14 protein-coding genes are annotated in these 14012 nt (G+C 68.7%); 7 read left to right on the top strand and 7 right to left on the bottom strand.

Translation table 11 applies throughout. From position 1 onward, the window contains the following. Positions 1-28: 28 nt before the first annotated feature. Genes doeB through ehuB form a run of 6 tightly spaced genes read right to left on the bottom strand, consistent with a single transcriptional unit; the run spans position 29 to position 4750 of the window. Positions 29-1024 (bottom strand): N(2)-acetyl-L-2,4-diaminobutanoate deacetylase DoeB, encoded by a 996-nt coding sequence (doeB, locus tag ACTVZP_RS07650; RefSeq protein ID WP_443211551.1) that lies wholly within the window; start codon positions 1022-1024, stop codon positions 29-31. Continuing rightward, complete coding sequence (locus ACTVZP_RS07645) at positions 1021-1707, bottom strand: GntR family transcriptional regulator (protein WP_443211550.1); 687 nt, start codon at positions 1705-1707, stop codon at positions 1021-1023. Before ACTVZP_RS07645 ends, doeB begins: the two co-directional genes overlap by 4 nt. Beyond that, on the bottom strand, positions 1704-2480 hold the full coding sequence (ehuA, locus tag ACTVZP_RS07640; RefSeq protein WP_443211549.1) for an ectoine/hydroxyectoine ABC transporter ATP-binding protein EhuA: 777 nt from the start codon (positions 2478-2480) through the stop codon (positions 1704-1706). Before ehuA ends, ACTVZP_RS07645 begins: the two co-directional genes overlap by 4 nt. Continuing rightward, the gene (ehuD, locus tag ACTVZP_RS07635) at positions 2477-3136 is read right to left on the bottom strand and encodes an ectoine/hydroxyectoine ABC transporter permease subunit EhuD (protein WP_443211548.1); all 660 of its coding nucleotides are present in this window, start codon (positions 3134-3136) and stop codon (positions 2477-2479) included. The genes ehuA and ehuD overlap by 4 nt, the downstream gene beginning before the upstream one ends. Next, positions 3133-3855: an ectoine/hydroxyectoine ABC transporter permease subunit EhuC gene (gene ehuC / locus ACTVZP_RS07630; protein ID WP_443211547.1), complete on the bottom strand. Its 723-nt coding sequence runs from the start codon at positions 3853-3855 to the stop codon at positions 3133-3135. The genes ehuD and ehuC overlap by 4 nt, the downstream gene beginning before the upstream one ends. 43 nt (positions 3856-3898) lie before the next feature. Further along, entirely contained in the window at positions 3899-4750 is an 852-nt protein-coding gene (gene ehuB, locus ACTVZP_RS07625) for an ectoine/hydroxyectoine ABC transporter substrate-binding protein EhuB (protein WP_443211546.1), read from the bottom strand. Between the two features lie 150 nt (positions 4751-4900). Between ehuB and eutB the strand changes: the two genes are divergently transcribed. From eutB to ACTVZP_RS07590, 7 genes are all read left to right on the top strand, one after another. After that, positions 4901-5911 (top strand): hydroxyectoine utilization dehydratase EutB, encoded by a 1011-nt coding sequence (gene eutB, locus ACTVZP_RS07620; RefSeq protein WP_443211545.1) that lies wholly within the window; start codon positions 4901-4903, stop codon positions 5909-5911. Further along, on the top strand, positions 5908-6888 hold the full coding sequence (locus ACTVZP_RS07615) for a cyclodeaminase (protein WP_443211544.1): 981 nt from the start codon (positions 5908-5910) through the stop codon (positions 6886-6888). Before eutB ends, ACTVZP_RS07615 begins: the two co-directional genes overlap by 4 nt. Before the next feature lie 12 nt (positions 6889-6900). Further along, entirely contained in the window at positions 6901-8082 is a 1182-nt protein-coding gene (locus ACTVZP_RS07610; protein WP_443211543.1) for a M24 family metallopeptidase, read from the top strand. 265 nt (positions 8083-8347) lie between these two features. Continuing rightward, on the top strand, positions 8348-9724 hold the full coding sequence (locus ACTVZP_RS07605; protein WP_443211542.1) for an aspartate aminotransferase family protein: 1377 nt from the start codon (positions 8348-8350) through the stop codon (positions 9722-9724). Between the two features lie 126 nt (positions 9725-9850). Beyond that, positions 9851-10627, top strand: a complete 777-nt coding sequence (locus ACTVZP_RS07600; protein ID WP_443211541.1) for a hypothetical protein — start codon at positions 9851-9853, stop codon at positions 10625-10627. 195 nt (positions 10628-10822) lie between these two features. Beyond that, on the top strand, positions 10823-11878 hold the full coding sequence (locus tag ACTVZP_RS07595; RefSeq protein ID WP_443211540.1) for an NAD-dependent epimerase/dehydratase family protein: 1056 nt from the start codon (positions 10823-10825) through the stop codon (positions 11876-11878). Next, positions 11875-13224, top strand: coding sequence for an NAD(P)H-dependent oxidoreductase (locus tag ACTVZP_RS07590; RefSeq protein WP_443211539.1), 1350 nt, complete (start codon positions 11875-11877; stop codon positions 13222-13224). The genes ACTVZP_RS07595 and ACTVZP_RS07590 overlap by 4 nt, the downstream gene beginning before the upstream one ends. A 133-nt stretch (positions 13225-13357) precedes the next feature. Here the strand turns inward: ACTVZP_RS07590 and rfbC are convergent, their stop codons facing one another. Next, a complete protein-coding gene (gene rfbC / locus ACTVZP_RS07585; protein ID WP_443211538.1) occupies positions 13358-13891 on the bottom strand; it encodes a dTDP-4-dehydrorhamnose 3,5-epimerase in 534 nt (177 codons plus the stop codon). Positions 13892-14012: the final 121 nt, after the last annotated feature.

Here is a 14012-nt window from a genome sequence, read left to right as displayed (position 1 = left end):
GAAACGGGAGGCGAAGGCGGATCGTTCCTCAGCCCTCGACCTTCACCGCCACCACCGCCACGCAATCGCCGGGCTTCACGAGGCCCGGGAAGTGGCGCGCGGTCAGGATGCCCGAGCGGCGGACATGCAGCACGACCGGATCGACCCCGGTGCGCCCGGTCGGATAGATCCGGGCGATCGGCTCGCCCGCAACCACCTCGTCGCCGAGATCGGCGAGAAAGGCGATCAGGCCGGCTTCCTCGGCGAAGGTGAAGCAGTCGCCGTCGGGCATGTCGAGCCAGGTCGTCTCCTGCGGCTCCGGCTTGCCCTGCAGGATGCCCGCCGCGATGAGCAGATTGCGGCAACCGCGGGCGGCGATGCGGATCGTGCGGGCCGAGGCCGTGCCGCCGCCGCCGAGCTCTGTCGTCACGAAGACCTTGCCCATCTCCTCGGCGGCGGTGTCATACATGCCGGCCGCGTCGATCTCGAGCATCTTCACGCTCCAGGGGGCGCCGAAGGCACGGACAAGGTCGAAGGCGCGCGCCTCCTGCTCCTTGGCGGGCAGGACGTGGGCGGCGCAGAAGGGCAGGAAATCAAGCGTGCGCCCGCCCGAATGGAAGTCGAGCACCACATCCGCCATCGGCAGCAGCGTGCGCTGGAAATAGTCGGCGATCTTCTCGGTGATGGTCCCGTCAGGCCGGCCCGGGAAGCTGCGGTTGAGGTTGCCGCGGTCGATGGGCGAGGTTCGCGTGCCTGCAAGGAAGGCCGGGTGATTCATGGAGGGCAGGATGATGACCCGGCCCGCGATCTCCTCGGGGCGGAGGCTTCGCGCCAGTTCGAAGAGCGCGATCGGCCCCTCGTATTCGTCGCCGTGATTGGCGCCCGTCAGCAGCGCCGTCGGCCCCTCGCCGTTCCGGATCACCGTGACCGGGATCATGATCGAGCCCCATGCGGCGTCGTCGCGGCTGTGCGGCAGGCGGAGGAAGCCGTGCTGCACGCCCTCGGCCTCGAAATCGACGGTGGGGCTGATCGGCGAGGGCTTCATGCGGTCTCCGGGGCGAACTGGCTCATGCGGCGGACGCTCATCGAGATGTGGCTGCGGCGGATGTGGCCCACCGCCTCGAGGTCGCCGATCTCGAGGGCCGCCAGCGTGTCGGCCATCTCGCGGTTGAACACCTCGATCTCGCAGGAGAGGTTGAGGCGCGGCACCGAGGTCAGCCAGATCCGGTGGGTCAGGTAGTAGAGCCGCTCGGTGATCTCGCGCAGCGGCGTGTTGCCGATCATCAGCACGATCTCCTGAAAGAAGAGCATGTTGAGCCGCGCATAGCGGCGGGCGTCGGGATGGGCGCGCAGGTCCTCGCCTTCCTCCAGCAGCGCCCGGAGGCGGGCCAGATCCTCGGCGCTGCGCGGCAGCGGGTCGAGCCGGCCGATCAGCACCGCGAGTTCCATCCGGAGCTTGTAGGTCTCGATCAGCCCCGCGAGATCGACGGTTGTCACGAAGGTGCCGACGCCGTGGCGGCTCTCGACCAGCCCCTCGGCCTCCAGCCGGCTCAGCACCCGCCGCAGCGGTGTGCGCGACACGCCGAATTCACGCGCGAGTTCCTCCTCGCCCAGCCGGGTGCCGGGCTCGTAGTCGAGCAGGCAGATCCGGTCGCGCAGGGCGAGATAGATCGTGTCGAATCGCTCGCGCGCGATGGTCTTGGGGCGCGTCTCCTCCACGAGCGTCATCCGGCCTCCAGCACGGCGCGCAGGAAGGCCTGCGTCCGCTCGTTCTGCGGGTTGCGGAAGAAGTCCTCGGCGGGGGCCTCCTCGCAGATGCGCCCCTCGGAGAAGAAGCAGACCCGGTCGGCGAATTCGCGGGCGAAGCCCATCTGGTGCGTGACCATCAGCATGGTCAGGTCGTGCTCCTCTCCGAGCCTGCGGATGACGTTCAGCACCTCGCCCACCAGCTCGGGATCGAGGGCGGATGTCACCTCGTCGAAGAGCATGACCTTTGGCCGCATGGCAAGGGCCCGCGCGATGGCCACGCGCTGCTGTTGCCCGCCGGACAGCTGCGAGGGGTAGTAGTCCTTCCGCGCGCCGAGCCCCACCATCTCGAGCAGCCCCGCCGCCCGCTCGCGCGCCTCCGTGCGGGGAAGGCCCAGCACCCGGATCGGCGCCTCGATGCAGTTCTCCATCGCGGTCATGTGCGGAAAGAGGTTGAAGGACTGGAACACCATTCCGATCTTGCCCCGCACGCGCCGGACATGCGCGCCGTCGGCCGGAACCAGCCGGCCGCCCCGCTCCATGTGGGTGAGGGGCTCGCCCTCGACGCGGATCACGCCCCCGTCGATGCTCTCCAGCGTCATCAGCATCCTGAGGACGGTGGTCTTGCCCGATCCGGACGGGCCGATGATCGCCACCTTCTCGCCGCGCGCGACCGAAAGGTCGAGCCCGTCCAGCACCACATGCGCACCGTAGCGCTTGGTCACCTGCTCGAAGCGCACCATCGGTTCGGTCATCGGCGGTATCTCCCGTTGATCTGCCGCTCGACCAGCCGGATGAGGGCCGCCGAGACGAGGCTCATGGCGAGGAAGAAGAGGCCGACGAGGGTGATCGGCTCGGTGTAGCGGAAGGTTTCCGATCCGATGATCTTCGCCGTCTGCATCAGTTCGAGCACCGCGATGGCCGAAAGCAGCGGCGTCTCCTTGAAGAGGGCCACGAGGTAATTGCCGAGCGCGGGCACCACGGGCGGGATGGCCTGCGGCAGGATGATGTCAAGAAGCGTCGTGCGGCGCGAGAGGTTCAGCGCCACCGCCGCCTCCCACTGACCGCGCGGCACGCTCTCGAAGCCCGCACGATAAACTTCGGAGCAATAGGCCGCGTAGTGGATGCCGAGTGCGAGCGTCCCTGCCGTCATCGCGTCGAGCACCACGCCGAAGTTCGGCCCGACGAAATAGAGAAAGAAGATCTGGATCAGCAGAGGCGTGGACCGGATCAACTCCACCACGACCGAGATCGGAAGGGCGCTCGCGGGCAGGGCGATCCGCAGCACCGCGAGCACGAGGCCGAGGGAGGCCGCCAAAGCAAAGCCCAGCACGGTCGCCTGAACGGTCACCACCGCGGCAGCGGCGAGCCGGGGCAGGATCTCGAAGGCGAAGGCCCAGTCCCAGATCATGCGCGCCTCGCCAGCCCGCGGCCCGCGCGCCGCTCGAGCAGGCGCATGGCGATGGTGATGGAGAGCGAGAGGACGAGATAGCCCAGCAGGACCAGCGTGAAGATCTCGGTCGTCTTCATCGTGGTCTGGTTCATCTGCTGCGCCCGGAAGGTGAGGTCGCCCAGCGTGATAAGCGAGACGAGCGAGGTGGCCTTCAGAAGCTCGATGAAGAGGTTGCCCCAGGGCGGGACCATGGCGGCCAGCGCCTGCGGCAGCACGATGCGGTGCAGCAGGAGCGGCCGGCCCATGTTGAGCGCGATCCCCGCCTCCCACTGGCCACGGGGCACCGAGGTCACGGCGCCGCGCACCACCTCGGCCCCGTAGGCGCCGATGTTCAGCCCGAGGCCAAGGACCGCCGCCGTGAACGCCTCGATGTTCACGCCGAACTGCGGCAGGACGAAATAGAGCCAGAAAAGCTGGACCAGCGCCGAGGTGCCGCGGAAGAGCTCGACATAAACCGTGGCGAGCCAGCGGAGCGGCGCAGGCGCATAGAGCCGTGCGAGCCCTGCCGCAAGGGCCGCCGTCACCGCGAGGCCGCAGCCCAGCGCCGTGATCTGCAAGGTCACGGCCGCCCCTTCCAGCAGTCCCGGCACGAAAGGCCGGTAGGCCTCGAGGCCCGACAGCCAGAAGAGGGTCGCCAGTGCGGCCAGGAGCAGGGTGGCGAGACCCGGGATGCCCATCAGAGCCTCCGCCCGGCGCGCGGCGGACCGCTGCCCAGCCGCGTCATTCGGTGCAGAGCTCCTCCATGGTGAGGTTCGGAAGGTAGTCCTCGCCGAAGCCGAAGGGCTCGACCAGGGCGATGTGCTCCGGGGTGCCGAGGAAGGCCTTCAGCTCGGTGTTGAAGGCCTCGTAGAGCGCCGTGTCCTCCTTGCGGAAGCCGAAGGCGCCATGACCCTTGACCGAGGCGCCGTCGACCTCGCCGAAAGGCTTGGTGGCCTCGACGCCCTCGGCCTTGGTTGCCATGTCGGCGATGGAGAGCGCCGAGAGCGCCGCTGCATCCGCCCGTCCCGCGGTGACGGCAGCCAGCAGGCTCGCCTGATCGGGCAGGGTGACGATCTGCCCGTCGGCCACGCCTGCGGTGCGGGCATAATCGCCTTCGGCCGCGCCCGCCATCACGGCCAGCTTAACGTCAGGATTGGCCGCGACCGAGGCATAGTCGGTCAGCCCCTGAGGGTTGCCGGCCTTGACGAGGAAGGCCTGGCCGATACCATAGGATGGCTCGGAGAAGGCGATCTGCTCGCAGCGCTTCGGATTGATGAACATGCCGGCGGCGATGATGTCGAACCGTCCGGCCCGAAGGCCCGGGATCAGCGAGCCGAACTCCGTCAGGACGCCGTCGACCTCGGTGATGCCCATGCGGGCGAGGACGGCCCTGGCCACTTCAGGGGCCTCGCCGGTGAGCTTTCCGTCGGGTGTCGCATAGCCGAAAGGGGCCTCGTTGGCGAAACCGATGCGGACGAAGCCCTGCTCCTTGATGCGGTCGAGCGTCGATTGCGCGAAGGCTGCGGTCGAGCCGAGGGCCAGGCCTGCCAGTGCAAGAACCGTGCGGCGTGAAAGGGAGGAGAAAATGAACATGATGCGCATCCCTGTCTGGACGATGAACTGGAGTATCGGTTTCTCGTGACCGTTTGCCGTCCATCTTGTATACATCGAGAGTGGACTTGAGGCAAAGACTTCTGCAATATCTACCGGGTAACTTCCGGAAAGGCAGAGGTTGTGCACATTATGGGCAATGCGCTGGATCTTTCGGCGGTCCTTGAAGCCGCCCGGGTCATTGCGGGGCGCGTCGTGCGCACACCTCTCGCCGCGTCGCCCGCGCTGTCGGACCGTACCGGCGTGCCCGTCTGGATGAAGCTCGAGACCCTCCAGCCGACCGGAGCCTTCAAGCTTCGCGGCGCGACGAATGCCCTGGCGTCGCTGTCGCCGGATGAGGCCGCGCGCGGCGTCGTCTGCTGCTCGACCGGAAACCACGGCCGCGCGATCGCGCATGCGGCACGCGGCATGGGAATTCCGGCGACGGTCTGTCTCTCGTCGCTCGTCCCTGCCGGCAAGGTCGCCGCGGTCGAGGCGCTCGGCGCGCGGGTGATCCGGAAAGGCGCTTCTCAGGACGAGGCGCAGGCGGAAGCCGACCGGCTGGTCGCGGCGGAGGGACTGTCCGACATTCCGCCCTTCGATCATCCCGCCGTGATTGCGGGTCAGGGCACGATCGGGCTCGAGATGCTCGTGGAACGGCCCGAGATCGAGACGCTGCTCGTGCCGCTCTCGGGGGGCGGGCTGATCGCGGGGGTGGCGCTTGCGGCCAGGACGCTGAAGCCGGCCATCCGGATCGTTGGGATCTCGATGGAGCGGGGGGCGGCCATGGCGGCCTCGCTCGCGGCGGGGCGTCCGGTCGATGTCGAGGAGCTCTCCACGCTCGCCGATTCGCTTGGCGGCGGGATCGGCCTCGGCAACCTGCACACGTTCCGCCTCGTGCGCGACCTCGTGGACGAGGTGGTGCTGCTGACGGAACAGGAAATCTCCACTGGCATGCGCTGGATGCTCATGCGCGAGCGGCTGGTGACGGAGGGGGCCGCGGCGGTCGGGGCCGCGGCGATCCTTGCGGGCAAGGTGACGCCGTCGGGGCCGACGGCGATCGTCGTCTCGGGGCAGAACGTCGACATGGCGCAGCTGCTCGCGCTTGCCCGTGGCGAGCAGGTGACGCTTGGCGACGTGACGGTGAAGGCGGAGGCGGAATGAGCGGGCACGAGATCCTGATCCTCACGGAAGCACAGCTGCGCGCTTCGGTGCCGCTCGACCCGACGGCGGTGGAGGTGGTCGAGGGCGCCTTCCGGGCGCTCGGCGAGGGGCGGGTGATCCTGCCGCCGATCCTGTCGATGGAGATCCCGGACGCGCATGGCGAGGTGGACGTGAAGACTGCCTGGCTTCCGGGGGTCGAGGGCTTCGCGATCAAGGTCAGCCCCGGGTTCTTCGACAACCCGAAGATGGGCCTGCCCAGCCTCAACGGGCTGATGATCCTGCTCTCGGCGCGGACCGGCCTCGTCGAAGCCCTGCTTCTGGACAACGGCTATCTGACGGACGTGCGGACCGCCGCTGCGGGGGCGGTGGCCGCACGGCATCTCGCGCCCGAGGTCGAGACGGCGGGCGTCCTCGGGACGGGCGTGCAGGCCCGGCTGCAGATCGCGGCCGCGCATCTGGTCCGGCCCTTCCGGCGCGTGCTGGTCTGGGGGCGCACCCCTGCGGCGGCCGAGGCCTGCGCCCGCGACATCGGCGCGACTCTCGGGATAGAGGCACGGGTGGCCCCGGCCGAGGAGGTCGTGCGCGCCTCGCAGCTTGTCGTCACCACGAGCCCGGCGCGCGAGCCGATCCTCTGCGCGGACTGGCTGCATCCCGGCCTTCACATCACCGCCATGGGTTCGGACCAGGCTGGCAAGACCGAGATCGAGCCCGCCGTCCTCGGCCGTGCGCGCTACGTCTGCGACCGCGAGAGCCAGGCCGAGCGGCTGGGGGAACTGCGCGCCGCGCGCGCGGCCGGAGTCGCGCCCGAGGTCACCGAGCTTGGCGCGGTGGTGGCGGGCCACGCGCCGGGGCGACGGAATGCCGACGAGATCACGCTCTGCGACCTGACCGGCACGGGTGCGCAGGATACGGCCATTGCCGCCCATGCAGTCGCCCTCGCACGGGCCGCCGGCGCCGGAACCAAGATCACGTCCTGACAAGGAGCCATGATGGACATCTTCGACAAGCTCTTCCCGCCCGAGGAATACGCCCGCCGCGTGGCGGAGGTGAAGCGGCGGATGCAGGCGGCGGGCTTCGACCTGATCCTTTGCCAGGATCCGGCCAACATGTGCTGGCTCACCGGCTTCGACGGCTGGTCCTTCTATGTGCCGCAATGCGTGCTGGTCCATGTCGATGCCGCGCATCCGGTGTGGTTCGGCCGCGCGCAGGATGCCAAGAGCGCGCGCATCACGACCGACCTGCCCGATGCGGACATCGTGCCCTTCTCGGAGCGGCTGGTGCATCACCCCGAGGAGCATCCCTATGACGAGCTTGCGGCCCTCATCCGGGCGCGTGGCTGGGGCAAGGCGCGGATCGGTGTCGAGATGGATGCGCATTACTACACCGCGCGGTGTCATCAGCATCTGGTGAAGGGCCTGCCCGAGGCGACCTTCTCGAACAACGCCGATCTTGTGAACTGGGCGCGGCTGGTGAAATCGCCCGCCGAGATCGGCCTGATGCGCGAGGCGGGCGCGATCTGCACCGCCGCCATCGAACGCGCGACCGAAGTCATGGCCGCGGGCGTGCCGCAGCAGGAGGTGATCGCAGCCGTCCTGGAGCGGCTCACGCTGGGCGCGCCGGGTGTGGGCGGCGACTATGCGGCGATCGTGCCATTGATGCCGGTGGGCGAGGGGACCTCGACCCCGCACCTGACCTGGACCGACAAGCCGCTGCCGGACAATGTGCTGGCCATGCTCGAGATCGCGGGCGCGCGGCGCCGCTACCACGCGCCGCTGACGCGGACCTTCCACATCGGGCCGCCGCCGCAGGCGATGCGTGACCTTGCGAAGGTGGTGGTCGAAGGGGTGGACGCCGGGCTGGAGATGGCGCGACCGGGAAAGACCGCCGAGGAGGTCGAGGCCGCCTGGCAGGCAGTGCTGCGCCGGAACGGTCTCTCGAAGGAAAGCCGGGTGGGCTATTCCATCGGTCTGGCTTATCCTCCGGACTGGGGCGAGCGCACCGTCTCGCTGCGCCCTGGCGACCGGACCGTGCTCGAGGAGGGGATGTGCTTCCACATCCAGTCCGGCCTCTGGCTGCAGGATTTCGGCGTCGCAATTTCCGAGAGCTTCGTCGTGGGCGCCTCGGGCGGAGAGCGGCTCTGCAATGCGCCGCGCGATCTGATCGTCGTCTGACGCGGGCCTGCGCCGGGCTGTCGTCCACTCACGGCACGTCATGTCGGATGTGGCATGGCAGCTAAACCGTCGTCGGACCCGCGACCGCATCGCTTGTGCAAGCCGGCCCTGGCCGGGTCCTGCGACGGCGCGCGTGAGGGGGCATGGAGCACGCGCCACCAGTGACGCCATGGCACGCCCGCCGCCCGTGACGGCACGAAACACCTGAACCGCCCCACGCGGCGGTTCATCATCACGCCGCATCCGCGGCAGGAAGGAGAGCCTCATGCTCGACCGCGACAACGACCTGAACGCCTGGGACCGGGACCATTTCTTCCATCCTTCGACCCACATGGGGACGCATGCCCGCGGCGAGAGCCCGCGCCGCGTCATCGCCGGGGGCGAGGGGGTCTACATCACTGACCGTGAGGGCCGGCGCAGTCTCGACGCCTTCGCCGGCCTCTACTGCGTGAACGTTGGCTACGGCCGGACCGAGATCGCAGAGGCCATCGCCGAGCAGGCGCGGGAGCTGGCCTATTACCACGCCTATGTCGGCCACGGCACCGAGGCCTCGATCACGCTCTCGCGCATGATCATCGAGCGCGCGCCCGAACACATGAGCCGGGTCTATTTCGGTCTGTCCGGCTCGGACGCCAACGAGACCAACATCAAGCTGATCTGGTACTACAACAACATCCTCGGCAGGCCCGAGAAGAAGAAGATCATCTCGCGCTGGCGCGGCTATCACGGATCGGGCGTGATGACCGGATCGCTCACGGGCCTGCATCTCTTCCACAACGCCTTCGACCTGCCGCGCCCGCCGATCCTGCACACCGAGGCACCCTATTACTTCCGCCGCGAAGACCGCTCGCAGTCCGAGGAGCAGTTCTCGGCCCATTGCGCGGCGAAACTCGAGGAGATGATCCTTGCCGAAGGCCCCGACACCATCGCGGCCTTCATCGGCGAGCCGATCCTCGGCACCGGCGGCATCGTGCCCCCGCCCGCGGGCTACTGGGCGGCGATTCAGGAGGTGCTGAAGAAATACGACATCCTGCTGGTGGCAGACGAGGTGGTAACGGGCTTCGGGCGGCTGGGCACGATGTTCGGCTCCACCCACTACGGGATGGAGCCTGACCTCATCACCATCGCCAAGGGGCTGACCTCCGCCTACGCCCCGCTGTCGGGATCCATCGTCTCGCAGCGGATGTGGGAGGTGCTGGTGCAGGGCTCGGACCAGATGGGGCCGATCGGCCACGGCTGGACCTATTCCGCGCATCCGATCTGCGCGGCGGCGGGGGTGGCGAACCTGAAGCTCATCGACGAGATGGGGCTGGTCGAGAACGCCCGCACGACCGGCGCGCATTTCCGCGCGCGGCTGGCCGAGGCGCTGGGCGATCATCCGCACGTGGGAGAGGTGCGCGGCGACGGGCTCATGGCCGCGGTCGAGTTCGTCGAAGACCGGGACGACCGGCGCTTCTTCGATCCCGCCCGCAAGGTGGGGCCGGCTGTGGCGGCGGCGCTGCTCGAACGTGGCGTGATCGGCCGCGCAATGCCTCAGGGCGACATCCTGGGCTTCGCGCCGCCGCTCTGCATCACGCCGGAGGAGGCGGATCGTGTCGTCGAGGCCACGCGTGACGCGGTGGCCGCAGTCCTGCCGGGTTGATCACCGCCAGGCGGAACCCCTCCGGGTCGCAGGCGTTGCAAGCGGCATGACATGGATGGATGCCTGGCCCGCGCGGTGCTTTTGCCGCGCGGGTCCGGCTCTGCCAACCGCAGCCGGAGAGACCGCATGAGCCGCACCGCGCCCTTCCTGATCGACGACCTGCTGCCCGACGGCGTGCATCTCCGTGCAGTCCGGCCCGTCGACTGCCACCGCATTCCGCTGGCGACCTCGGTCGTGGCGATGGCGCTGGCCGAAGGCGGCTCGGAGGATCTGGGTGCAAGGCTTTCGGTTCTGACGGGGAAGGTCGCCGTGCTGGTGGCGGCCGAAGGCCTCGCGGCGGGCGAAGAGGCGGTTCGGATCCTTGGCGAACGGGATCTGCCCGGCCTCGTCCTCGTGATCGAGGCACGGGCGGGAACGGACTGGCTGGGCCGCCTGCGGACGCTCGCGCGGCGTCTCGTGCCGCAGGCGGCGCTGCCCGACGAGCCGCAGCCCGTGCATGAGCCGGCGGCCCTGCGCTACCTTGGCAAGATGCGCGAACTTGAAGTGCTGATCGATCCCGAGGCCGCGGTCGAGGCGCCGGTGCGCGACGACGTTCTGTCGGATGCGCGCAGCTGGCATGCGAGGCTCCATGCCCGGGCGCTGGCGCGCTTTCTGCGGCGGCAGGGACGCGGCGAGCGCCTTGCCGGCCGGCCCCGGAAGCCCGCGGCCGATGCACTGACGGCGCTCCGGGCAGCCCTCGATCCGGCCCGTCCGATCCGCAGCCTCGGAGGCGACGAGATGGCGCGCGAAGAGGCGCTTCTCGATGGTCTGATCGCCGAGGAGAAGGCGCGGCAGGCCGCCATGGTCCGGCCGGCGCCGTGGCGCGGCCTCCGTCGCTTCTCCGGAGGAAACCTGGGCGCTTGACTTGCGCGCGGCGCTTCTCGATGATCTCGCCGTGGGAAAGTCGGGCTGTGCCGGCAGAACGGACACTTGCGGCAATTTGGGCCGCGTGACGGGCGCGAACCGCCTCTTCCTTCCCGCATGATTGGCCGGGCCGCTGCGGACCGGCACAATTGCTTTGACGATGCCGATGACGGCGCTGATTGATCGGAGATGTTGATGCCCCTGAAGGTCCTTTTCACCGGCGCGGACGGTTACGTCGGCGCGCTTCTTGGCCCCTACCTGCTCGAGAGAGGCATCGAGGCCGTGGGGCTCGACACCGGCTTCTACCGCAAGGGCTGGCTCTACCCGACCTCGGCGCCGCGTCCGGCGGTCATCACCAAGGACATCCGTCAGGTGACGGCCGAGGATCTGGAAGGCTTCGACGCGGTGGCGCATCTGGCCGAGCTGTCGAACGATCCGCTGGGCCAGCAGTCGCCCGGCCTCACGCACGAGATCAACCACGGCGGCTCGCTGCATCTGGCCGAGATGGCGCGGAAGGCGGGCGCGAAGCGGTTCGTCTACATGTCCTCGTGCTCGGTCTATGGCGTGGGCCAGCCCGAGCAGATCCTCGACGAGTCGAGTCCGGTCAATCCGCAGACGGCCTATGCCGAATGCAAGGTCAAGGTCGAGCAGGACCTGAGTCAGCGGGTGGACACGGACTTCGAGCCCTGCTTCCTGCGCAATTCGACCGCCTATGGCGCGAGCCCGCGCCAGCGCTTCGACATCGTGCTGAACGACCTCTGCGGCCTCGCCTGGACAACGAAGAAGATCACGCTCCAGTCCGACGGCTCGCCCTGGCGGCCGCTCGTCCATGCGCTCGACATGTGCCAGGCGGTCTGGCGCTCGCTGATCGCGCCGGCCGATGCGATCGCCGGGCAGTGCTACAACGTCGGCTCGAACGAGCAGAACTATCGCGTCATCGAGATCGCGCGGATCGTGGCCGACACCTTCCCGGGCTGCGAGCTTCAGGTGGGCCAGCCCTCGGCCGACAACCGCTCCTACCGCGTGAACTTCGACAAGATCCAGCGCGTGCTGCCCGAGTTCGAGTGCCAGTGGACCGCCGAGAAGGGCGCGCGCCAGATGCGGCAGGTGTTCGAGCGCATCGACATGACGCCCGAGGAATTCCGCGCCGAGCCCTACACGCGGCTGAAGATGCTGATGCGCCTGCGGGCTTCGAAACTGCTGGACGACAAGCTCTACTGGTGCAATCCGCTCGTGGAGGCGGTCGCATGATCATCGTCGACAAGGCGCTGGCGCGGCGCGCGGCCGAGGGCCGGCCGATCCGCGTCGGCATGATCGGCGCGGGCTTCATGGGCTCGGGCATCGCGCTGCAGATCGCGAAGTCGGTGCCCGGCATGCAGCTCGTGGCCATCGCGGCGCGGCGGGCGGATCAGGCGGCGGCGGCTTTCGAGGCGAGCCGCACGGGCGAGACCGTGCGCCGCGTGGGCACGCAGGCCGAGCTCGAGGCCGCGATCGTGGCGGGCGAGCCCGCCGTGACCGAGGATCCCGCACTCGTGGGCTGCGCCCGCGGGATCGAGGCGATCATCGAGGTCACCGGCTCGATGGATTACGCGCTGCTGGCGGTCGAAGCCGCCATCGCCACCGGCAAGCACGTCGTGCTGATGAATGCCGAGCTCGACGGGACCATCGGTCCGCTGCTGAAGAAGAGGGCCGACGCGGCGGGCGTCGTCATCACCAACTGCGACGGCGACCAGCCGGGCGTGCAGATGAACCTGATCCGCTTCGTGAAGGGCATCGGGGTGAAGCCGGTCCTCTCGGGCAACATCAAGGCTCTGCAGGACGAATACCGCACGCCCGAGACCCAGCGCGGTTTCGCCGAGAAGTGGGGGCAGAACGTCCACATGGTGACCTCCTTCGCGGACGGCACCAAGATCTCCTACGAGCAGGCCATCGTCGCGAACGGCACCGGCATGCGGGTCGCGAAGCGCGGGATGATCGGGATCGATCCGACGGACAAGAACCCGACGCTGCCGCTACGCCCACTCGAGGATTACGTCGCGATGTTCGCGCCCCATCTGGATCCCGAAGGGCCGGGCATCGTCGATTACATCGTGGGTGCCCGTCCCGGCCCCGGGGTCTTCGTGATCGGCACGCATGACGATCCGCGGCAGAAGCATTACCTCAACCTCTACAAGCTGGGCGAGGGGCCGTATTACCTCTTCTACACGCCCTATCACCTCTGCCATTTCGAGGTGCCGATGACGGTGGCGCGAGCGGTGCTGTTCGGCGACGCGGCGCTGGCGCCGCTCGGGGCGCCTCAGGTGGGCGTCGTGGCCGTGGCCAAGCGCGACCTGAAGGCGGGCGAGGTGCTCGACGGGATCGGGGGCTTCACCGCCTACGGCCAGTGCGAGAACATGGAGGTGGTGGCTCGCGACCGGCTGCTGCCGATGGGTCTTGCCGAGGGCGGCGTCCTGCTGCGCGACATCCCGCGCGACCAGACGCTCACCTTCGCCGATGTGCGGCTGCCAGAGGGTCGTCGGATCGACACGCTCTATGGCGAGATGGAGCGCGAGTTCGGCCTGGTCCAGCCCTCCGAGGCCTATGCGCTGAGCGTGTGACCCGATCGGCAGGGCCGCGGGGCTGTGCTCCGCGGCCCTGCCGTTGCTTGCCGAGTGTCCGTTCAGTCCTCGCGCGCTTCAGCGAAGGCGCCGGCCTTGCAGTGCGAACGTCGTCGCGTTTCTCGCGCGCGCGTCAGTCCGGTGCGTAGTCCGGCCAGGCAGCATCCTTTTCCGAGATGACCGAGATCTCGGCTGCCCACTCTATCCCGAAGGCCGGATCGTCCCAGCGGACGCCACCCTCGGCCCCCGGCGTATAGCCGGTCGAGACGAGATAGGAGACGGCGGTCTCATCCTCCAGCGTCAGGTAGCCGTGGGCAAAGCCCTCGGGGATGTAGAGCTGGCGGTGGTCGCCGGCCTTCAGATCGAAGCCTTCCCATTTCCTGTAGGTGGGCGAATCCGGACGCAGGTCGATGATGACGTCCTGGATGCGGCCGCGGGTGCAGGTGATCACCTTCACCTCGGCATGCGGGCTGCGCTGGTAGTGCATCCCGCGCAGCGTCCCTGCGGCGTGATTGTACGAGCTGTTGTGCTGGACGAAGCGGGTCTTGAGACCGGCGGTCGCCATCTCCATCTCGCAGAAGGTGCGTTCGAACCAGCCCCGGTGATCCTCCCTCGGTTCGGCTTCGATCAGGACCGCGTCCTTGAGCGTCGTGGGAATGAAGCGCATTCGGCAAGTTTCTCCTTCAAAGCGTCACGCCCCGGCCCGATGCCGGCGTCGAAATGCGACGAAAGTCGGCGTCCCGCGACTGTGTCCAAGTTCGCATCGGCGGGCAAGCGCCAATCTGCAT

This window comes from Rhodobacter sp. NSM (assembly GCF_052244495.1).
Classification (GTDB): Bacteria; Pseudomonadota; Alphaproteobacteria; order Rhodobacterales; family Rhodobacteraceae; genus Cereibacter_A.
This window is presented reverse-complemented; position numbering and strand designations above follow the sequence as displayed.